Source organism: Pseudooceanicola marinus, assembly GCF_020177265.1.
GTDB classification, from domain to species: domain Bacteria; phylum Pseudomonadota; class Alphaproteobacteria; order Rhodobacterales; family Rhodobacteraceae; genus Pseudooceanicola; species Pseudooceanicola marinus_A.
The window spans coordinates 90,423-111,139 of sequence record NZ_JAIVMC010000012.1; the positions used below are offsets into that span (position 1 = coordinate 90,423).

A 20,717-nucleotide genomic window follows, 5' to 3' on the forward strand; every position below is an offset into this window, starting at 1 on the left:
AGCCCCCGGTCGGAAACGGCCGGGGGTTTTCTTTGGCTAGCCGAGGCAGCGCCGGTGCCCGCCCGGCAGGGATCAGGGCAAGGATCTCAGTTCAGGCGAATCGTGGTGCGGGCGGACCGGCCCATGGCGTCGATCACGGTGACATCGGTAAACCCCTGACCAAGGGACGGCAGCAGGGCCTCGCCCCGGCGCTGTCCGGTCAGAACGGGGGCGCCGTTGACCAGCCAGGTGAAGGGGGGCGTGCCGCGCTCCACCCGCACCGGCAGCCCGTCGCCGGACAGGTCCAGCCGGGCGCCGTCAGGCGGAAAGGCCAGGCGGGGGGCCTGGGGGTCAGGCCCGCTGCCGCCCCGGCGGCGGAAGTGGCGCAGGGGCACCGGCAGAGCGTCATTTGTGACCATCAGCGTGCCGCGTGGCGGCGCGGGCAGCTCCACCGGCTCCGGCGTGAGGCGCTGGAACGCCTGGAAGAGCAGCGGCGCGGCCAGATCCCCCCCGAAGGCGCCGGGCACCGGGGTGCCGTCGGGACGCCCGATCCAGACACCGACCACATGCGCCCCGTCCCAGCCAAGCGCCCAGGCGTCGCGATGGCCGTAGGAGGTGCCGGTCTTCCAGGCGATGCGCCCGCGCGGGCCACCTTCCGGGGGCACCAGGTCCGCCAGGATGTGGCCCACCTGCCAGGCCGCCGGGGCGGACACCAGGCGCGCACCCGCACCTTCCGCCGCCCCCTGGCGCCAATACAGCGGTCGCGCCGTGCCGCCCTCGGCCAGCCCTGCGTAGAGCGTGACGAGGTCTTCCAGCGTCACCCCGAGACCACCCAGGGAGATCGCCAGCCCCGGCACCCCACCGGGCAGCTCCGCCGCCACGCCGGCGCGGCGCAGGGTGGACAGGACGCGGGCGGGGCCAAGCGCCTCGGTCAGCGCCACCACCGGCAGGTTCAGCGACAGTTGCAGCGCCTCGCGCACCGGGATCGGGCCACGGAAGGCGCCGTCGAAGTTGACCGGCCGATAGCCAGCGAAATCCGTCGGCACATCGTCGATCAGCGTCTCGGGATGCGCCAGGCCCGCGTCGAAGGCCATGGCGTAGATCAGCGGCTTCAGCGTCGACCCGGGCGAGCGCAGGGCCCGCGTCATGTCGACGAAACCATGGCCCCGTGCCGCGAAGCCGCGCGAGCCGACGGAGGCCAGGACGCGCCCGTCACGGTGATCCGCCACCAGGATGGCCACCGACAGATCCGGCTGCATCCCCTGCAGCGCCGTGGCCGCCAGTTGCTCCAACGCCGCCTGCAGGGGCACGTCCAGGGTCAGGTCGTGGCGCGCCAGCTCGGGCAGCTCCGCCCGGGCGCGGTCGGTCAGATGCGGGGCGAGCTGCGGGAAGGGCCGGCGGGTACGGGGGACGCTGTCACGGCGGGCGGCGCGGGCCGTTTCAGCGTCGATCACGCCTTCGGCGACCATCCGCGCCAGGACCCGGTTGCGCGCGTCCTCTGTCGCCTGCGGATCCCGGTCGGGCCGGCGCGCCTCCGGCGCCTGCGGCAGGGCCACCAGCAGCGCGGCCTGCGCCGGGGTCAACCGGGTGGGTTCCTTGCCGAAATAGGCCAGGGCGGCCGCCCGCACCCCTTCGAGGTTCCCGCCCATCGGCGCCAGCGCCAGGTAGAGCGCCAGAACCTGATCCTTCGTCAGCCGCCGCTCCAATGCCAGCGCCAGCCGCGCCTGGCGCAGCTTGCCCGCCCAGTGACCCGTGCCGGAGTTTTCCAGCAGCCGCGCCACCTGCATCGTCAGGGTTGAGCCCCCTGACACCACCTCCCCCGCCCGCAGGGCCTGCCAGGCAGCGCGCAGGACGGCCTGGGGATCGACGCCCGCGTGGTCATCGAACCGGCGATCCTCGTAGGCTTTCAGCATCGCCAGATAGAGCGGATCGACCTGATCCGGCGTCAGCCCCATGCGCCAGCGGCCATCGTCCACCATATAGGCGCGCAGCAGCGCCCCGTCGGCCCCGTGCATTTCGACCGAAAGCTGGGGGGCGAGCGGCGGCAACTGCGTGGCGTCGATCCAGTCCTCCACCCGGTCGCGCACCAGGCCACCGGTCCAGAGGAGCGCGGCCAGGGCCAGGAGGGACAGGGCGCGGCGGCGGGACCGGACACGCGGCGGGTGCACGGCGGGGCGGGTATCCTCCCGCCCCGCGCCGGTCCTTGGTGCGCCGCCCGGCCTCATGGCGTGACCGTGATCCGCATCTCGCCGGTGTTGGCGCGGTAGCGGGGGCGGTACATATCCTCGACCGAGGCGGCGGGCGCCAGGTAGTCGCCCGGGCTGACCGCCCGCACCATGTAGGCCAGCGAAAACGCCTCATCCCCGCGCCAGTCCAGCGCGGCGAGGAAGCGGTCGGACCGGAATTCCGTCATCTGGGTCGGCGCCACCTCCAGCCAATCCAGCGCGTCGATATCGCCCGAGCGCAGAAGGCGCGGGTTGTCGATCTCGAAGCCCGCGGGCAGGGGGTCATTGACCATCAGCCGGGCGCCGGTCTCCTCGAAGGGGGTCACGGTCAGGACCACCACCAGGCGGGTGCCGCTGGCCACCGTCTCGGGCGACACGCGCTCCCCCTCGGGGGTGTAGTAGGCGCGGTCGATCCCGTAGCCGTAGCCACCGGCGGCCAGCGGCCCCTCTGGCACGCCGAGAGTGGTCAGCGTCAGGTCCGTCGGGCTGCTGCCCTCGTTGCGGATCGCCACGGGCTCGGGCGCCGTGCCCGGCAGGGTGCGCACCAGCGGCCCGGTCAGCCGCGTGCCATCGACCGACAGCGCCGGCGCCGCCGGGTCCTCCAACAGGGCCGAGGCCGCCATCAGGGTCCAGGCGCTTTCCTGGGTGGACAGCGGCCCCTCGACCTCGGCCAGACGGTCCAGCAGGGCCTGGCGGTCCACCACTTTGGATCCCGCTTCGGCAGCCAGGGTCAGCAGGCCCGAAATGTCGCGCATCCGGGTGCCGAAGTCGTTGCGGATGCGAATCTCTTCCGCCGTGCCGCGCGGGGCGATCTTGGCCTGGGCCCGGGCGAACATGGCATCGGCGCGCGGCTGATCGCCGTACATCGCCAGGGCGGCCCCCAGTTGCGCCGCCGCCAGGGGCGTGGCGAACTCGTCCCCCTTCACGTCGGCGTAGTAGCGCAGATCGCCCATGGCGGCCTCGCCCTCGCGCGCCAGCACCATCAGCTGATAGGCCAGCGCCTCGCCGCCGCCATTCGTATCGGCCTCGAAATCGGGGGCGAAGTTGACGAGGTTGCGCAGGTTGTCGAGCGCCCTGGTGAAGGCGGCGTCGGGCACCTCGTGGCCCGCGAGGCGGGCGCGCGACAGGAAGTCGGTCACGTAGGCATCCAGCCAGGAGGTGCCGTCGGAGCCCGCCCAGAGGCGGAAGGACCCGCTGGCGGTCTGGCGCGCCAGGACCTTGTCGATGGCCCGGGCCACGCGTTCGTCCACACGGGTTTGCGTTGCCAGCCCCAGCAGGTCGGCCACGGGGGCCAGCGACAGCAGCGGCAGGGCCTTCGACGTCACCTGTTCCGTGCAGCCGTAGGGATACTGATCCAGCAGGAACAGCACGCCCGGCACGTCAAGCCGCGCCAGCGGACCGGCAGACAGGACCGCATGGGCGGTGTCCACGTCGAATCCCGCGAAGGCGTTCTCATCCAGGGTGAAGGTCGCGCCAGCGGCCAGGTCGAACCGCTGCGTGCGGGACACTTCGGGCGTGTTGCGCCGCACCGGCAGGGTCAGCGTCTTGGTCATCACGTCCCCCGCGCGCGTCGTAAGCGACACGGTGATCGCGTAGTCGCCCACGGTCTCCGCCGACAGGGGGACCCGGAAGCTCTGCTTCTCGCCCTCCGCCAGCGTGACGGTGGCCGGCAGATCGCCCAGGGTCATGCCGGGGGCGGAGACCGACAGGGCCATTTCCCCCGCCGGGCCGGTGGCATGGACCAGTTCCAGCAGCAGCGACGACCGGTCGCCAGGCGCCAGGAAGTTCGGCGTCGAGGTGGTGACCACGACCGGGTCGCGCACCAGCACATCCTGTTCCGCCGCGCCCACGCCCGCCTCGGACCAGGCCACGGCCATCAACCGCAGGGTGCCGTTGAAGGCGGGGATGTCGAAGCGGGCCTCGACCGTGCCATCCGCGCTGACGGGCAGCGGCCCGGAGAACCAGGTCACCAGATCCTCGGTCGGCGGCGGCGAGGCAAAGCGGGAACTGGCAGCGGCATCCCCGCCCGAGCGGATGCGCCCCATCTCTCCCTGGGTCGGGTCGATCAGGCGACCGTAGAGGTCGCGGATCTCCATCCCGAGGCGCCGCTGGCCGAAGTAGTGGCCCTGCGGGTCCGGGCTGTCGAAGCCGGTGAGGTTGAGGATGCCCAGGTCGACGGCTGCCAGCGTCACATAGGCCTGATCGCCCTGCGCCACGCCGTCGACCTGCATCTGCGCGGTGTAGCCCCCGCGCGGGTCAGCCTCCGGCGCGGAGGTGAAGGTGACATCCAGCGCCTTGTCGCCCGGCGCGACCGAGGCATAGTCGAGGCCCAGAGCGCGGGCCGGGTTATGCCCCTGGTCCAGGTCCATGGGCCGCAGCACCGTGGCGGTGACATAGGCCCCCGCGCCCCAGTCCTCGGTCACCGGCAAGGGGATCAGGTTCTCCCCCTCCGTGACCTCGACCACCTGCATGTCGATCAGCCGGTTCGACATGACCGAGACCAGCGCCGTGCCCGCATAGCGCGGCACCAGACGCAGGCGCGCCTCATCGCCGGGGGCGTAGCTCTCGGCGTCCAGCGACAGCTCCAGCGTGTCGGGCGTGGTCGTCGTGTCGGCGGGCACGTACCAGCCGGCGTAGAAGTCGACCGAGGCGGCGGTGCGATCATCCGCGGTGCTTTCCACCACCAGCTCGTAGCGACCCCAGTCCACCGGGGCGGCGACCTCCACCGGATCCGCGCCCAGGGCGGCGGTGCCCGAGGTGACCTCGGTCCGGGTGGTGAAACTCTCCCACTCCCAATTGCCGTAGAGGTTGTACCACTGGTAGCGGGTGGTGACGCGGTTGAGGGTCCAGGCCACCTCCATCTCCGCCGGGTCGAGCTGGTCGTCCAGGGCGATCAGGCGGAAGGCGGCTTCGGTGCCTTCTGGGACCACGTCGTCGAACGCGGGGCGGATGCCGATGAAGGGCTCGGCGGGCAGGACGAGCTGCGTCAGCCGTCGTTCGATCGGCCGGCCGGAGCCTTCGAAGATGTCGGTATAGACCGTGGCCTCAGCCGGCATGGGCGTTTCCGGGGCGAAGCCGTCGAAGGCCAGCGGCAGGGTCGCGCGGCCCTGGGCATCGGTGGTGGTGCTGTCGAAGTAAAAACGTTCGCGCGTGGTTTCGGCGTCATGGCGCCCGAAGCGATAGCCGGGGAAGGCGTCGAGCCTGCCGGTGGTGGCCAGCATGGTGCTGCCCGACACGGTCAGATCGCCCGCAGGCGCCCCGAAGAGGTAGCGCGCCTCGACCGACAGGTCGCGGGTCGACGCCAGGGGCATCGGGCCCTCGCCTGCCAGCGACAGGGCGGCGTCGATGCGTTCGGGCAGGAAATCCTCCACCAGCACGGTGGTCTGGGCCAGCGCGGGCGCGTCCAGGTCGGATTTCAGCGCCAGCCGCCAGGACCCGCGTGGCACCGTCGTCCCCACGGGGAAGGAGAAGACATAGCCGCCGGCCTGCCCGTCGGCCCGGGCCTGGCGGGCGTATTCCACCCCGTCGGGGCGGGTCAGGATCGCCGTCACCGGCAGCCCGTCCAGCGCGCGGGCGGTGCCGTCGCGGGCCAGGGCGGTGACATGGATCGTCTCGCCCGCGCGATAGGCGCCGCGGTCGGTGGTCAGGAACATGTCGATGGCCCCGGCGGGTTCGCGCCCCGCCACGCCCCGGTCGGTCAGGTCGAAGGCCGGATCCTTCAGCGACAGGAAGGCCATGTCGTCGTCACCGGCCCGCGCCAGCAGCAACGCGGGAGCCGCGCCGCCCGTGCCGCGCAGCAGGCCGGGGGCGAAGCTGGCCACGCCCTGATCGTCGGTTTCGGCCTCGGCCAGCACGGCGTTGGCATTGGACAGCAGCGTGAGGGTCACGCCCTCCTTCGCCCCGGCATCACCAAGGCCCCGCACGACGGCGTGCAGCCCGTCGGCGCCGGTCCAGGTGGTCAGGCCCAGGTCGGTCAGCACGAACCACTGGGTCGCGGCAGGGGTCTCGTATTCATCCCGGCCCGGAGCGCGGGCGCGCAGGGCGTAGACGCCGGGCGCCTGCCCCTCCAGCGCCGTGTCCAGCGGCAGGCGGGTGGTCACGTCGGTGTTGCGGTCCTTGCGGACCTCGCCTTCGCCCGTCCAGATCTCGGTCGCCATGGCCTCGGCGAATTCCTCCACCTCCCACTCGCCGATCTGGCGGTTGAACAGCTGGCGCTGGATGGTGCGGATCAGCCCCCGGTCGGTGACCTTGAACAGGCGCAGGTCCACCCGGTCGAGGTTCACCGTGTCGATCGGCAGCGCAGCGCCCGCGCCCTTCGCCAGGACGTAGCCCCGCCCGGGGAAGCGCAGCGTCGGTGCACGGTCGGGGATGGCAACGCGGAAAGTGGCGTCGGCGGCCAGCGCCTCGCCCGTGCGCGACGGCAGCCCGGCCCGCAGGGTGTAGCTGTAGCTCTGCCCATGGGCGCCACCCTCGATGCACAGGCGGTTGCCCTCGGCCTCCACCGCCATGGTGCCGTCGGGCAATTGCACGTAGTCGCCGTAGTCCACGCCGGTCTTGGCCAGCGGATCGGTGAAGGCCATGCAGACCCGTGGCAGGGCGGCATCGGCCTGCACCTCGTAATCCTCCACCCGGAAGCCGTAGAGGGAGACGGCGCGTTCCAGCAACTCCGCGATGTCGCGACGGTTGGACAGGCGGCTCGCGAGGCGAAGGGCGGGGACCATGTCGGAGCCCTCCTCGACCGCCTCGAAGGCCTGCGCCAGAAGATAGAGCGCCTGGGCCGCCTCGCCGTCGGATCCGGCCCGCAGGTAGGCATTCAGCGCCGCCGGCACGGCGCGGCGATGGTGGGTCGCGGTCTGCCCGGCGTCGTCGCGCGTCACCTGCCGCAGCATGTCGGAATAAAGCACCCAGTCGGCACTGGCGTCACTGGCCGCCGTCGCCGCCCCGGCATAGCGCAGGGCGCGCAGCAGATCGCCCGCGCGCGCGGCGCTGCTGGCGGTGTCACGCAGTGTGCCCGTGTCGCTGTCGCCGGCCGAATGGAACCAGGAGATCCGCAGCGCCAGATCCCGCGCGGCCTCCAGCCGGGCGGGGGTGGCCACCTCCGGCAGGTCGGCGGCACGCATCCGTCCGAGGTCCTGCGCGCGGCTCTCCACCGGGATCACGCGGGCGGAATAGGCGCCGTCGTAGGCGTTTTGCCCGGTGACCGTGGCCTTGGGAAAGCAGGAGTTGTTGCGGCTGTTGAAGGTGACGGCGGTGCAGTCCGCGTCGGTCAGGCAGGCAGTGCGACAGGCCTGCAGCGTGGTATCGAACAGCTGCCCCAGGTCGCGCCCGGCGAAATCCGTGTTGGGGAAGACCAGCATCCGCTTCTCGGGCAGCGGCCCCTCCTGCGCCTGGACGGGACCGAGGGCCGCGAGGCCCAGAGCGAGGGCTGCGAGAATGCGTTTCATGGGAAATCTCCTGCCAATATGCCCCGGAACCTGCCCCTCCCGCCCGGCGCGGGCAAGGATTCTGTGCCGATGCCGACAAAGCTAAACGGTTTTTTCATACCCCGGCCGCAGGGTGATCCCGCCCCCCGAGGGGCCCAAACGGAGAACCGGCGATGAGCCTGGCGAGCAAACTGGCGGAGGAGCGCCGCGCGCGCCTTGCGGCGGAGCGCCTGCTGGAGCTGAAGCAGGCGGAGCTTCATGCCGCCAACAGGAAACTGGGGCGGCATGCGAAGCTGCTGTCGGACCAGATCCACGAAAAGCGCGCCGAGGTGGAGGCGGTGCTGGGCGCGCACGAGAAGGTGAAATCGGACCTCGACGTGGCGCATCAGCGCATCGCGGTGGCCGAACGGCGGCTGTGGCTGTCGATCGAGACGATCCCCGACGGTTTCGCCTTCTGGGATGCCGAAGGCCGGATGATCGCCGCCAACCGCGCCTGGTGCATGGTCTTCGACGGGCTGGAGGAGGTGACGCCGGGCCTCAGCTACATGCGGATGCTGCAACTGGCCACGGACGAGGGGGTGATCGACATCGGCGACACGGCCCCGGCGGACTGGCGCCACCAGATGATGATGCGCTGGCAGGCCCCAGTGCCCGAGGCCAAGGTGATCCGCCTGTGGAACGGCCAGTACGTGAAGCTGCTGGACCAGCGCGGCCACGAGGGCGACGTGGTGAGCCTGGCGCTGAACATCACCTCGACCGTGCGGTATGAACGTCGCCTGCGCGAGGCGCGCCAGCGGGCCGAGGCCGCCAATCGCGCGAAATCCACCTTCCTGGCGAACATGAGCCATGAGATCCGCACGCCCATGAACGGCGTCGTGGGCATGGCCGACCTGCTGGCGGATACCGAGCTGACCGAGGAACAGCGTCTTTACGTCGACACCATCCGCAACTCGGGCGAGGCGCTGCTGGTCATCATCAACGACGTGCTGGACTACTCCAAGATCGAGGCCGAGCGGCTGGAGCTGCACCCCGTGCCCTTCGACCTGGAACGCTGCATCCACGAGGTCGTGCTGCTGGCCCGGCCCACGGCGCGCGAAAAGGGGCTGTCTCTGGTCATCGACTATGACCTGTTCACCCCGACCGCCTTCGTCGGCGATCCGGGTCGCATTCGCCAGGTTCTGACCAACCTGATCGGCAATGCGGTGAAATTCACCGCCCATGGGCACGTGCTGATCCGCGTCGTCGGCCTGCCCGCCCCAGACGGGCGCGTCGACGTGACCGTGACGGTCGAGGATACGGGGATCGGCATCGCGCCGGAGAAGGCCGGGCTGATCTTCGGGGAGTTCAACCAGATCGACAGCGACACCGCCCGCCAGTTCGAGGGCACCGGGCTGGGCCTGGCGATCTCGGAAAAGCTGGTGAAGCTGATGGAGGGCCGGATCTGGGTGGACAGCGCCCTGGGCGAGGGGTCTGCCTTCGGGTTCCGCGTCGCCCTGCCGCTAGCCGACGGCGCGGCGGCCCAGACAAGCCCCGCCCCGGTGCCCGATCTGGGCCGCGTCCTGCTGGTGGACGACAACGAGCTGCAGCGCGACATCCTGGAGAAACAGCTTTCGGTGCTGGGCGCGGAGGTCGTGGGTTGCACCAGCGGCGCCGAGGCGCTGCAGCGGCTGGAGGGTGCCGACCTGGTGGTCACAGATCACAACATGGCGGGCATGGACGGCATGGAACTGGCCGAGGCGATCCGCGCCACCGGGTCCGAGGTGCCGATCATCCTCTTCACCCCGGCGGTCCATTTCGCCGAACTGGACCCGGCCCGGCGGCATCTGCATGCGGTCCTGCAAAGCCCCTGCCTGCGCGACGCCTTCTTTGCCGAGCTGCGCAAGCTGAGAGGCGCAGCGCAGGCCTCTGCCGCGCCGCAGCCGACCCCCGGGACCGACGGAGATCCACCCGATGAGGCGGCCCCGGGCGCCACCTCGCGCCGGGCGGCGCGCGTCCTGGCGGCGGAGGACAACAAGACCAACCGGCTGGTCTTCGGCAAGTTGCTGGCCCAGGCCGACATCGAGCTGCGCTTCGCCGAGAACGGCGCCGAGGCGGTGGAGATGTTCCACACCTTCGCCCCCGACCTGATCTTCATGGACGTGTCGATGCCGACCATGGACGGGCTGGAGGCCACGCGCCGCATTCGCGCCGCCGAGGCCGAGGAGGGCGCCGGGCGCCACGTACCGATCGTGGCGATGACGGCGCATGCGCTGGATGGCGACGAGGATCGGTTCCTCGCGGACGGGATGGACCACTACCTGTCGAAACCCCTGCGCAAGGCCGCCGTGCTGGACAAGCTGGCGGAGCTGACCCCCGCGGAGCTGCGCCCGCCCTACCTGCAGCCACCGGAGGCAAGACAGGCCGCCCCTGTGACGGAAGATGGGGAAGCCACCGAACCCTGGGCCGCGCCACTGCCCGAGACCGAAGAGGCATGGCCGCGGCCCGAGGCGGAGGATCGCTCGGAAGCGGGCTAGGTCAGGGGCGAGCAAGCGCGATCAAGCGGCGCACGCCGGGGTCGGGCCGCTCAGCGCGCGTGCGGCCCGGTCAGGCCGCCATGGCTTCGGCGTTGCGCAGGAAGACGGGCTCTGTCTTGGTCGAGCGGTCGGCCTGGTAGGCATAGCCGCCCAAGTCGAAATCCGCGAGGCCGGCGGGGTCGGTCAGACGGCGCGTGATGACAAAGCGTGCCATGGCACCGCGGGCGCGCTTGGCATTGAAGGAGATGACCTTCTCCACCCCGTTCTTCACGTCGAGGAAGGTCGGAGTGATGACCGTCAGGCCCAGGGCATCGAGATCCACCGCGCCGAAATACTCCTGGCTGGCGCAGTTCACCAGAACGTCGGTGCCCAGGCTGTCGGCCTGCGCTTTCAGCGCCTTGGCAATCTTGTCGCCCCAGAACTGGTAGAGGTTCGTGCCCCGGTCGGTCTTCAGCCGGGTGCCCATTTCCAGCCGGTAGGGCTGCATCCCGTCGAAGGGGCGCAGCACGCCGTAGAGGCCCGACAGGATCCGCAGCCGATCCTGGGCGAAGGCCAGTTCCTCGGCATCGAGGGAGGCGGCGTCGAGCCCCTGATAGGTGTCGCCCGCGAAGGCGAAAAGCGCCGGGCGCAGGGCCTCGGGCGCGGGATCGGTCGCATAGTCGCGGTAGCGGTCGTAGTTCAGCTTCGCCAGCTTGTCCGAAAGCGACATCAGCTTGGCGATCTCATCGACCGACTTGCCGCGCATCACCTCGATCAGCTCGGCGCTGTCCTCGGGAAAGGGCGGCGTGGTCAGCTCCGCCTCGCGGGCGGTCCAGTCGAGTTTCTTGGCCGGTGACACGACGATCAGCATGGTCTTCCCCTTTGTCCGTTCCGTCCCAGATAAGCGATCACGCGGCGAGGTCCAGCCCCTGCGACCCTTTGCGCCTCAGGCCTCTTCGCGCAGGGCATCGAGGAAGGCGGCGCCGAAGCGCTCGGCCCGGCGTTCCCCCAGGATGCGCGCCAGCTGCGCCTCGTCGCGCGGGCGCGTCTCGGCCACGCGGGCGATGAGCGAGGCGGAACAGGAGAGCGGTTTTTCCGTGCCATCCACCCCCCGCGACAGGTCCGCCTGCAGCTGCATCAACCGGTCGTAGAGGCTGCCCGCCTCGCGCCCCGCGAGCCGCGCGCGCTTGGGATGCAGCTGTTCGACAGCGCCGGTGATGACCTCCAGGAAAGTGGCGCCATAGGCCGAGAGCTTCTTGGCGCCGACGCCGCTGATGCCGGCCATGTCGTCCATCGTGGCGGGCTTCGCCTCGGCCATCTCGATCAGGGTGCGGTCGTTGAAGATGACGTAGGCCGGCACCCGGGCCTCTTCCGCCAGGGCGCGGCGCTTGGCCTTCAGGGCCGACAGCAGCGGTTCGTCCTCTTCCGAGACCAGCGTCTTCGCCGCCGGGCGGCGGTTGGCCTTGGCCGCTGTGATGCTGTCGCGGCGCAGGCGGATCGTGTCCTCGCCCCGCAGGATGGGTCGTGCGGCCTCGGTCATGAAGAGCGCGCCGTGGCGGTCGCCATTGGGACGGATCAGGTCATGGCCCTGCATCTGCCGGAAGATCGCCTGCCATTCGCCCTTCTTGAACTCCTGCCCCACGCCGAAGGTGGGCAGGCTGTCGTGGCCGCGTTCGCGCACCTTGTCGGTGACAGTGCCTGTCAGGATGTCGATCAGGTGCCCCGCACCGAACCATTCCTCGGTCCGCAGGATCGCCGACAGCGCCTTGCGCACCGCCTCGGTGCCGTCGAAGGTTTCCGGCGGGCGGTCACAGAGATCGCAGTTGCCGCAGCTTTCACAGGTCTCGCCGAAGTATTTCAGCAGGGTGGTGCGGCGGCATTCCAGCGCCTCCGCCAGGCCCAGAAGGGCGTTCAGGCGGGCGTGGTCCGCGGCGCGGCGTTCCGGGGGGGCCAGGCCCTCGTCGATCTGACTGCGGCGCAGACGGATGTCGTCGGGACCAAAGAGGGTCAGTGTTTCGGCCGGCGCCCCGTCGCGACCGGCGCGGCCGATCTCCTGGTAATAGGCCTCGATCGACTTCGGCAGGTCGGAATGGGCCACCCAGCGAATGTCGGGCTTGTCCACGCCCATGCCGAAGGCGACGGTGGCCACGACGATCAACCCGTCGTCCTGCTGGAACTGCAGCTCGGCGGCGCGGCGGGCGTCCGGCTCCATCCCGCCGTGGTAATGGATGGCCGCCAGCCCCGCCTCGCGCAGGGCGCCGGCGATGCTTTCGGTACGGGCGCGGGTGCCGCAGTAGACGATGCCGGACTGGCCCCGGCGGGCTGTGGCGAAATCCAGGATCTGGCGGCGGGGGGAGTTCTTGGCGGCGAAGGCCAGGTGGATGTTGGGCCGGTCGAAGCCGCGCAGGAAGGTCTGGGGTTGCTGGCCATCGAACAGGCGGCGGACGATCTCGGCCCGGGTTTCCTCGTCCGCGGTGGCGGTGAAGGCGGCCAGGGGCACGTCCAGCGCCTCGCGCAGCTCGCCGATGCGCAGGTAATCGGGACGGAAATCATGGCCCCACTGGCTGACGCAATGGGCCTCGTCCACGGCGATCAGCGAGACGTTGATGCGGTGCAGCATGTCGCGCGCGCCGGAGGAGGCCAGCCGTTCGGGCGCGAGGTAGAGGAGTTTCAGCCTGCCCGCGTCCAGCGCGGCCCAGACGGCATCCGTCTCTTCCTCGGTATTGCCGGAGGTCAGCGCGCCAGCCTCCACCCCTGCCTCGCGCAGGGCGCGGACCTGATCACGCATCAGGGCGATCAGCGGCGAAATGACCACGGTCACCCCGTGGCGAAGCAGCGCCGGCAGCTGGTAGCAGAGAGATTTGCCGCCGCCCGTGGGCATGATGGCGAGGGTATTCTGGCCCGAGGCCACGGCCTCGACGATCTCTCCCTGGCCGGGGCGGAAGGCGTCGAACCCGAATACCTCGCGCAGCAGCGCCTCTGCCTCTGGCATGTCCTGTCCCCGTTGGTGAAAGCGAGGGATACCATCCCATATTCGCCATGGGGGGACAAGGCGACGCCCCGGGACCCCAGGCGCATCAGCCCCTGCGGTGCGGGGCAGATGCAGCGGTCAGGGTCAGTACATGTACCCGATGTTGTTGGAGACCACGATGCGGATCGCCATGATCGCCAGCAGGGCCACCAGCGGCGCCAGGTCCAGGCCCCCCATGGGCGGCAGGATGCGGCGGATCGGCGCGTAAAGCGGTTCCAGGATGCGGTTCAGACCATACCAGATCTGGCCCACGAATTGCTGGCGCACGTTCAGCACCTGGAAGGAAATCAGCCAGGACATGATGACATGGGCGATGATGAAGAACCAGACGACGCTGAGCACGAGGTCGAGGATCATCAGCAGGGACTGCATGGGCATTCTCCGGGGTTAAGGACCGCACACAGGTAAGCAGACCGGGCCCAAAGAACAAGCATAGACGCAGGGTTCCGGTTGACGCCGCCTTTTCGGCACCGCAGCACGGGCCCGAAGAAGGAGTTCCCATGTACCCCTACATCCGTCTTGCGAAGGAATACCTGAAGTTCCGCAACGCCCCGAAGCTGCGCCCGGGCGAAACCCACGTGTCGCATCACATCGTCTGGCCCTGGGACATCGACCCCTGGATGGAGCTGAACAACGGCCGCACCCTGACCATCTTCGACCTGGGCCGCATCCCCTATGCCGCGCGCAGCGGGTTGTTCGAGGTGATGAAGCGCGAGAAATGGGGGCTGACGGTGGCCGGGACCGCCATCCGCTATCGCAAGCGGCTGACCGCCTTCACCCGGGTGGAGATGCGCACCCGCCTGATGGGCGTCGACAAGCGGTTCATCTACATCGAGCAGAGCATGTGGTCGGACGGCGAATGTGCCAACCATGCGACGCTGCGCACCGGCGTGATCCGCAACCGCAAGCTGGTGCCGACCGAGGAGGTCGCCCGCGCCCTTGGCCCCGACATCACCCTGCCGGAGCTGCCCGCCTGGGCCGAAACCCTGTTCGCCGCCGAGAACGACCGCCCCTGGCCGCCGCAGATGTAGTCGGCGCAGGCCGGGAAGGCGGACCGCGCAGGTGTGACGCAAGGGGAACACGGGCGGGCACCTTTCTGCACCCGCGGGCAATTTGTCATGAAGGATTGCCTTGCCCTGCCCCTGCGCGAGGGATCATATCGCCGCATTCACAAGAGCGGGGCGGGCCATGACAGCGACATTGCGCAAGCGCATCTGGGGGTGGTTCTTCTTCGACTGGGCCAGCCAGCCCTACAACACCCTGCTGATCACCTTCATCTTCGGCCCCTACGTGAAGGAACTGATGGGTGACGGCACCGCCGCGCAGTCGGCCTGGGGGTTCGGCATCGGGGCGGCGGGGATCATCATCGCGCTGCTGGCGCCGGTGCTGGGCGCCATTTCCGACGTGTCGGGGCACCGGCTGCGCTGGATCTGGGGCTTCTCGGTCCTCTACGTGCTGGGCGCCTGGATGCTGTGGTACGCCGCGCCGGGTGATTTCAACCTGCTGACCACACTGTTCTTCTTCGCCATCGGCATGATCGGGATGGAATTCGCCACGATCTTCACCAACTCGATGCTGCCGGACCTGGGCAGCAAGGAGGAGATCGGACGCATTTCCGGCAATGGTTGGGCCTTCGGCTATCTCGGCGGGCTGGTGGCGCTGGTCCTGATGCTGACCCTGCTGGCCGAGGACGCGGACAGCGGCAAGACCCTGATCGGGCTGGACCCGATCCTGGGGCTGGACGCGGAAACACGCGAGGGCACGCGCGCCGTCGGGCCGCTGACGGCGATCTGGTACGCGGTCTTCATGGTGCCCTTCTTCCTCTACGTGCGGGACCCGAAACCGCCCAAGGCGCCGCGGGGCGCGATCTGCGCCGCCCTGCGCAACCTGCGCCAGACCCTGCGGGACCTGCCGGCGACGCCCTCTCTCCTTGCCTACCTCGCCTCGTCGCTGTGCTACCGCGACGCGCTGAACGGGATCTATTTCTTCGGCGGGATCTATGCCTCGGGCGTGCTGGACTGGTCGGTGACCCAGATCGGGATCTTCGGCATCATCGCCATCATCTCCGGCGCGATCTTCGCCGTGATCGGCGGCCGCGCCGATGAACGCTTCGGACCGAAGCCGGTCATCACCACCTGCATCCTGGCGCTGATCGCCGTGACCCTGGTGGCCGTGTCGATCTCGCGCAGCTCCGTCCTGGGCCTGCCGGTCGGACCGGACAGCGCCCTGCCCGACATCGCCTTCTTCGTCCTGGGCGCGGTGATCGGCGCAGCCGGCGGCGTGATCCAGGCCGCCAGCCGCACGATGATGGTGCGCCAGGCCCGCCCCGACCGCATGGCCGAGGGCTTTGGCCTCTACGCCCTGGCGGGCAAGGCCACCGCCTTCATCGCGCCGACGGCCATCGGCGTGGTCACCACCGTCAGCGGATCACAGCAGATCGGCATCCTGCCCCTGGTTTTCCTTTTCCTGATCGGCGCCGCGCTGCTACGCTGGGTGAAACCGGACGGAGATCCCACCCCCTGATGCGCCTTCCCCATATCCTGCTGAGTCTGCTTCTGATTTCCGCCACGGCGGGGTGTATCCGCGAGGATGCCGCGACCCGATCCGGCGCCCCGGCGGCCTCTGCCGCGCTGTCCATCCCCGCCGGGATGGCGGGCAATCCCGCAAAGCTCTACTTCGCGGCCCGAACCACCCCGTCGCAGCAGGCTCCGGCCTCCTACGGAAGCTATGCCAAGGGCTGTCAGGCGGGGGCCGTCGCCATGCCGGAAACCGGCCCGACCTGGCAGGCCATGCGGCTGAGCCGGAACCGCAACTGGGGCCAGCCGGAGCTGGTAGACTACCTGCAGGACCTCAGCCGCAATGCCGCGCGGATCCCCGGCTGGAACGGCATCTACGTGGGCGACATGTCCCAGCCGCGCGGCGGCCCGATGTCCTCGGGCCACGCCAGCCACCAGATCGGCCTGGATGCCGATGTCTGGCTGCGCCCCGCGGATGACCTCGGCCTGAGCCGGGCGGAACGCGAAAGCCTGTCGTCCATCGGCACCCGCCGCGCGGGCGGGGCCTATGTGAACGACAACTGGACGCCCGAACACATGGCCCTGCTGAAGGCCGCGGCCAGCGATGACCGCGTGGCCCGGATCTTCCTCTTCCCCGGCGCCAAGGTCTGGATGTGCGAGAACGCCACGGGCAACCGCGACTGGCTGCGCAAGGTGCGGCCCTGGTGGGGCCACTACTACCACTTCCACGTCCGGCTGAGCTGTCCGGACGGCATGGCCGGCTGTGTCGATCAGGCGCCGCCGCCGCCCGGTGACGGCTGCGCCGAGGCACGCGAATGGGTGTCGAACATCCTCAACCCGCCGGCACCCGATCCCGACGCCCCGCCGCCCAAACCGCGCCCCGAGCTGACCCTGGCTGATCTGCCGCGCCAATGCGTCTCCGTTCTTCAGGGCGGCTAGGCGCCGTCCTCCTGGCCCTCCTGCCGGTGCTGGCCCTTCCGGCCTGCAACCAGGAGGCCCCCGAGTTGTCAGCGCCGCCGGATGGCCAGACAACGGCCCGCATCCCGATCAACGATGAGGCGCCCGGCTTCGGAGGCTTCTCGGCGCTGGAGGTGCTGGAGGACGGGGGACGCTTCATTGCCCTCTCCGACGGCGGTCTTCTGGTGCAGGGGGACCTGCAACGCGATGCCCGGGGTCAGCTGACCGGGGCCCGGGTCACCTCCCGCCACTGGCTGGTGCGCCCCGACGGTCACCGCGTGCGCCAGAAGGAACAGGACCCGGAGGGGCTGGCCCTGCTGTCCGATGGCCGGCTGATCCTGTCGTTCGAGGATTTCACGACACCCTGGATCTACGAGGGCGCGCTCGGCCACCCAGACGGGACCCGCCTTCCTGCGCCGGACACCTTGGAAAACCCGCCGGATTCTCCCATCCTGGGCACCAACAAGGCCTATGAGGCGGCGGCGGTGGATGCGCAGGGGCGGCTGATCCTGATCCCCGAAAGGCCTGCCGGTGGCGGTCGCCTCCACCCCATCTGGCGGCTGGATGGTGACGGCTGGAGCCGTGTCGCGGACTGGCCGCGCGACGCTGGTTTCCTGCCGGTCGGCGCGGACCTTGGCCCGGATGGACAGCTCTACGTCCTGGAACGCGCCTTCGGGCTGGGCTTTGCGGGGCGCATCCGACGGATCGACCTGGCGCAGCCGGAGCGCGCGCCGCAGCTGGTCACCCTCCTGCCCGGGGACCGGCGCAGCAACTACGAAGGCCTGTCGGCCTGGGTCGACGATAGCGGCACGCTGCGGCTGACGATGATCTCCGACAACAACTTCACGACCCTGTTGAACCAGCAAATACTGGAAATTTCGCTTGCCGGATCGCCGGGCAGCGGATAAAGCCCGCCAATCCCGTGGCCCCGCGCCCGGGCAAACAAGTCGCCGCGACCTTGTCTAAAAAACGGAAACGACATGCAACGTACCCATATCCCTGGCATTCTTGCCATGGCCGCGATCGTCGTGGCCTCCAACATCCTGGTTCAGTTCCTGATCCTCGACGGCCTCCTGACCTGGGGCGCCTTCACCTATCCCTTCGCCTTCCTCGTCACCGACGTGATGAACCGCCTCTACGGCCCGACGGCCGCGCGGCGGGTGATCCTGGCCGGTTTCATCGCCGGGATCCTCTGTTCCCTGATCGGCACGCAAATCATGCTGCAAGGCGATGGCTACACCTACGCCGCCGTGGCGCTGCGCGTGGCCGTGGGCTCGGCCCTGGCCTTCCTGGTGGCGCAGCTGGTCGACGTGGCTGTCTTCGATCGCCTGCGCCAGGGCAACTGGTGGCGCGCGCCTCTGGTCAGCTCGATCATCGGCTCCGCCCTGGACACCGCCATCTTCTTCACCGTCGGCTTCGCGCAGGTCATCACCATCTTCGGCGAAAACGCCGATGCGGAGATCTCCTGGGCCTGGGAGGCCGTGCCCTTCATGACCGTCGGCCCCGCCGTGCCGCTGTGGGTCTCTCTGGCCGTGGCCGACTGGGGGGTGAAACTGGCGCTGGTGCTGGTCGCCCTGCTGCCTTTCCGGGCGCTGACGGGCAAAAAATCCGCACGCCCTGCATAAAGTGTTTTGTTGTTAACGAGTTCCGTGCCACCCTTTCTGTATCGGAAACAAGCAGAAAGGAGGTGCTCTAGTGTCTATTGAGGTATTGGAGAAAGGGTTCGGAACAGTCTGGAGGGTGAACGTCTGAGGCAGCCCTCGGGCGTTGAAACTCCAGGTTGGTTCGCCTAACCGAACCACCTCCTGATCTCGAGAGGGCCGTTCCTGCCGAAGGAGCGGCCCTTTTCCGTTGCGGTCAGGCGCGGGGGTTGGGGGCCTTGCCCCCCTTGGACCGTACCGGCCCAATTCCCCCCAGAGTATTTCCGGCTGTCGGATGACAGGGGCGCCGGTTTGAGCTTCGGCCGGATCGTGCCATATGAAAGCGGGGCGCCATGGGGGCGCGAAAGGGGTTTGGCCATGCTGCGGATCACGGATCAGATCGCGATCGAGGACTGGGAGCTGGTGGAGCAATTCATCCGCGCCTCGGGCCCTGGCGGGCAGAACGTGAACAAGGTCTCCTCTGCGGTCGAGCTGCGCTTCGAGGCGGAGCGATCCCCCAACCTGCCCGAGGCGGTGAAACGGCGCCTGCGGCGCCTGGCCGGGCGCCGCTGGACCAAGGACGGGGCGGTGGTGTTGCAGGTCTCGGAAGAGCGCAGCCAGGCCCGGAACCGCGAGGTGGCGCGGGAACGGCTGGCGGAGCTGGTGCGGAAGGCGCTGGTGGCGCCGAAGCGGCGGATCCCGACGAAGGTGTCGCAGAACCAGAAGCGGAAGCGGGTGGAGGCGAAGAAGCAGAGGGCCGAGGTGAAGGAGAAGCGGGGGTGGGAGAGGTAGAGGTGGGTAGCTCTTGCCTAATCGACAAAACTCAATACTCTGTTCACCAACCAAGTGCGAGAACGTAATGCTCCGAAGAATTGATCTAAAGAATTGGAAAAGCTTTTCAGAAGCATCGCTCAACATTGAGCGGCTCACAGTCCTCATAGGCACGAACGCTAGTGGCAAGTCGAACGCATTGGATGCCCTTGAGTTTCTAGCTCGCACCGCTCACGGACTTGAGCTCGGCGCAGCTATTGGCGGAAATGCCACCATCAATGGAATTCGCGGAGAACTTGAGTGGGCCGCACACAAGAACGCTGACAAATTTACACTGAACGTGGTTGTCGGAACTGAAGACGAAAAGACGGACTACGAGTACAGCATTACTGTAGCCATCATAGAGGGTGGAGCAGAACTCAGTGGCGAAGAACTCACTCGAGTAAAATATCAGGGGAGCAACCCGAGACCGTTGCGGCTATTCTGGACCGACAACGCTGAGAAAGATGCCCCAGGAATCACCGCCCGACTCTACAATAAGAAATCCGGCTCAAAGCGACCATTGCGCAGAAATGTGTCCATCCTCAGCCAGCTTGATCTGGACCCTGACTTGAGGCAAGAAATAAAAGACGGAATCAATCTCACAATTAAGTCTTTGAGAGATGTATTCATTCTCGACCCCAACCCAGGAGCTATGAGAGATTTCAGCCGCCTAAGCGAAACTCTGCAGAAAGACGGAGCCAACCTCGCTGGCGTCATCATGGCACTCGATGGCGACCGGAGAGAAAAAATAGAAAAAGCTATCACCGAACTAGCCTCGAATATCCCCGAAAAAGACATCACGCGGGTTTGGTGCGAGTACGTCGGGCGACACAAGAGTGACGCGATGCTGTATTGCGAAGAGGCTTGGCGTGATGACGAAGTCTTTGAAGTAGACGCAAGAGGTATGTCAGACGGAACACTTCGTTTCATCTGCGTTGTCTCAACCTTGCTTCTTAGACCTCAAGGAAGCACGGTAGTCATCGAAGAAATCGATAATGGCTTGCATCCTAGCAGGGCTTTAACGCTACTAAATGCAATATCAAAGATCTCCGAGTCCAGACAGATTGAGCTGATTATCACGACTCACAATGTTGCGCTACTTGACTCCCTTCCGCCATCGCGAATCCGATCGATATCAGTGGCAGCCAGAAGCCCCTATTCAGGAGCAAGTACTATCGTTTCGCTTGACGATGTCCCGCTCCTAGCAGGTCTAATTGCCGAAGGCGAAGTCGGAAAGCTCAGCAAAAATGGCCGTCTTGAAGAGCAACTTAAGAAGGTAATGCAAGATGGCAGATAAGGTTGCCGTCTTAGACACTGGTGTTGTCTGTTGTTGGCTGGAGATTCCGGGCAGAGCGACTGCAGGCTCAGGCAGAAACGCTTGGGACAACTCCAAAGCAAATCAAGAAATTGACCGGATTCGGGCGGAGGGCGGCCTTCTAATTTTAACAAATTCCGTCATCACGGAGACAGCGCGCCACATAAGCCAATCTCCTCACAGCAAAAGACTGAAGGCAGAAGCGCTGCTAGGGTCAGGACCCATTGTTTTCCGCAGGTTGGCGTGATTCACGGCTCGAAAAACGAGCGGTGACATGTCTGATCTTTTCTGGCTGACCGACGCGCAGATGGCGCGTCTTGAGCCCT

13 protein-coding genes are annotated in these 20,717 nt (G+C 68.2%); 8 read left to right on the top strand and 5 right to left on the bottom strand.

What is annotated here, in order from left to right:
- Positions 1-86: 86 nt before the first annotated feature.
- Together pbpC and LC066_RS19050 are read right to left on the bottom strand one after the other, a co-directional pair.
- On the bottom strand, positions 87-2,147 hold the full coding sequence (gene pbpC / locus LC066_RS19045; RefSeq protein ID WP_412103259.1) for a penicillin-binding protein 1C: 2,061 nt from the start codon (positions 2,145-2,147) through the stop codon (positions 87-89).
- A 53-nt stretch (positions 2,148-2,200) separates the two neighbouring features.
- Positions 2,201-7,648: an alpha-2-macroglobulin family protein gene (locus tag LC066_RS19050; RefSeq protein ID WP_224902407.1), complete on the bottom strand. Its 5,448-nt coding sequence runs from the start codon at positions 7,646-7,648 to the stop codon at positions 2,201-2,203.
- A gap of 152 nt (positions 7,649-7,800) precedes the next feature.
- Between LC066_RS19050 and LC066_RS19055 the strand changes: the two genes are divergently transcribed.
- The gene (locus tag LC066_RS19055; protein ID WP_224902410.1) at positions 7,801-10,140 is read left to right on the top strand and encodes a response regulator; all 2,340 of its coding nucleotides are present in this window, start codon (positions 7,801-7,803) and stop codon (positions 10,138-10,140) included.
- A gap of 70 nt (positions 10,141-10,210) precedes the next feature.
- Here the strand turns inward: LC066_RS19055 and yaaA are convergent, their stop codons facing one another.
- From yaaA to LC066_RS19070, 3 genes are all read right to left on the bottom strand, one after another.
- Entirely contained in the window at positions 10,211-10,990 is a 780-nt protein-coding gene (yaaA, locus tag LC066_RS19060) for a peroxide stress protein YaaA (RefSeq protein ID WP_224902413.1), read from the bottom strand.
- Between the two features lie 75 nt (positions 10,991-11,065).
- Positions 11,066-13,111 carry a DNA helicase RecQ gene (gene recQ / locus LC066_RS19065; RefSeq protein WP_224902415.1) on the bottom strand — a complete coding sequence of 682 codons (2,046 nt, stop codon included), beginning with the start codon at positions 13,109-13,111 and terminating at the stop codon, positions 11,066-11,068.
- A 123-nt stretch (positions 13,112-13,234) separates the two neighbouring features.
- Positions 13,235-13,522, bottom strand: coding sequence for a YggT family protein (locus tag LC066_RS19070; RefSeq protein ID WP_085888800.1), 288 nt, complete (start codon positions 13,520-13,522; stop codon positions 13,235-13,237).
- 128 nt (positions 13,523-13,650) lie between these two features.
- Here LC066_RS19070 and LC066_RS19075 point away from each other — a divergent pair, with 128 nt between their 5' ends.
- The 7 genes from LC066_RS19075 (at position 13,651) to LC066_RS19105 (ending at position 20,373) form a co-directional block, all read left to right on the top strand.
- The gene (locus LC066_RS19075) at positions 13,651-14,181 is read left to right on the top strand and encodes an acyl-CoA thioesterase (protein WP_224902419.1); all 531 of its coding nucleotides are present in this window, start codon (positions 13,651-13,653) and stop codon (positions 14,179-14,181) included.
- A 157-nt stretch (positions 14,182-14,338) separates the two neighbouring features.
- Entirely contained in the window at positions 14,339-15,673 is a 1,335-nt protein-coding gene (locus LC066_RS19080; RefSeq protein WP_224902422.1) for an MFS transporter, read from the top strand.
- A complete protein-coding gene (gene mepA / locus LC066_RS19085; RefSeq protein ID WP_224902426.1) occupies positions 15,673-16,605 on the top strand; it encodes a penicillin-insensitive murein endopeptidase in 933 nt (310 codons plus the stop codon). The genes LC066_RS19080 and mepA overlap by 1 nt, the downstream gene beginning before the upstream one ends.
- A 65-nt stretch (positions 16,606-16,670) precedes the next feature.
- Positions 16,671-17,531: an esterase-like activity of phytase family protein gene (locus LC066_RS19090; RefSeq protein ID WP_224902429.1), complete on the top strand. Its 861-nt coding sequence runs from the start codon at positions 16,671-16,673 to the stop codon at positions 17,529-17,531.
- Positions 17,532-17,603: 72 nt separating this feature from the next.
- On the top strand, positions 17,604-18,248 hold the full coding sequence (locus LC066_RS19095; protein ID WP_224902433.1) for a queuosine precursor transporter: 645 nt from the start codon (positions 17,604-17,606) through the stop codon (positions 18,246-18,248).
- 393 nt (positions 18,249-18,641) lie between these two features.
- On the top strand, positions 18,642-19,055 hold the full coding sequence (arfB, locus tag LC066_RS19100) for an alternative ribosome rescue aminoacyl-tRNA hydrolase ArfB (protein WP_224902450.1): 414 nt from the start codon (positions 18,642-18,644) through the stop codon (positions 19,053-19,055).
- A 67-nt stretch (positions 19,056-19,122) separates the two neighbouring features.
- Positions 19,123-20,373 carry an AAA family ATPase gene (locus LC066_RS19105; RefSeq protein WP_224902454.1) on the top strand — a complete coding sequence of 417 codons (1,251 nt, stop codon included), beginning with the start codon at positions 19,123-19,125 and terminating at the stop codon, positions 20,371-20,373.
- Positions 20,374-20,717: the final 344 nt, after the last annotated feature.

What these genes read in the sequence shown, in the direction of transcription:
- LC066_RS19055 (WP_224902410.1), top strand. Translation starts at nt 7,801, where the DNA reads ATGAGCCTGGCGAGCAAACTGGCGGAGGAGCGCCGCGCGCGCCTTGCG.
- arfB (WP_224902450.1), top strand. Translation starts at nt 18,642, where the DNA reads ATGCTGCGGATCACGGATCAGATCGCGATCGAGGACTGGGAGCTGGTG.
- LC066_RS19050 (WP_224902407.1), bottom strand. Translation starts at nt 7,648, where the DNA reads ATGAAACGCATTCTCGCAGCCCTCGCTCTGGGCCTCGCGGCCCTCGGT.
- LC066_RS19070 (WP_085888800.1), bottom strand. Translation starts at nt 13,522, where the DNA reads ATGCAGTCCCTGCTGATGATCCTCGACCTCGTGCTCAGCGTCGTCTGG.
- yaaA (WP_224902413.1), bottom strand. Translation starts at nt 10,990, where the DNA reads ATGCTGATCGTCGTGTCACCGGCCAAGAAACTCGACTGGACCGCCCGC.
- LC066_RS19105 (WP_224902454.1), top strand. Translation starts at nt 19,123, where the DNA reads ATGCTCCGAAGAATTGATCTAAAGAATTGGAAAAGCTTTTCAGAAGCA.
- LC066_RS19075 (WP_224902419.1), top strand. Translation starts at nt 13,651, where the DNA reads ATGTACCCCTACATCCGTCTTGCGAAGGAATACCTGAAGTTCCGCAAC.
- LC066_RS19080 (WP_224902422.1), top strand. Translation starts at nt 14,339, where the DNA reads ATGACAGCGACATTGCGCAAGCGCATCTGGGGGTGGTTCTTCTTCGAC.
- recQ (WP_224902415.1), bottom strand. Translation starts at nt 13,111, where the DNA reads ATGCCAGAGGCAGAGGCGCTGCTGCGCGAGGTATTCGGGTTCGACGCC.
- mepA (WP_224902426.1), top strand. Translation starts at nt 15,673, where the DNA reads ATGCGCCTTCCCCATATCCTGCTGAGTCTGCTTCTGATTTCCGCCACG.
- LC066_RS19095 (WP_224902433.1), top strand. Translation starts at nt 17,604, where the DNA reads ATGCAACGTACCCATATCCCTGGCATTCTTGCCATGGCCGCGATCGTC.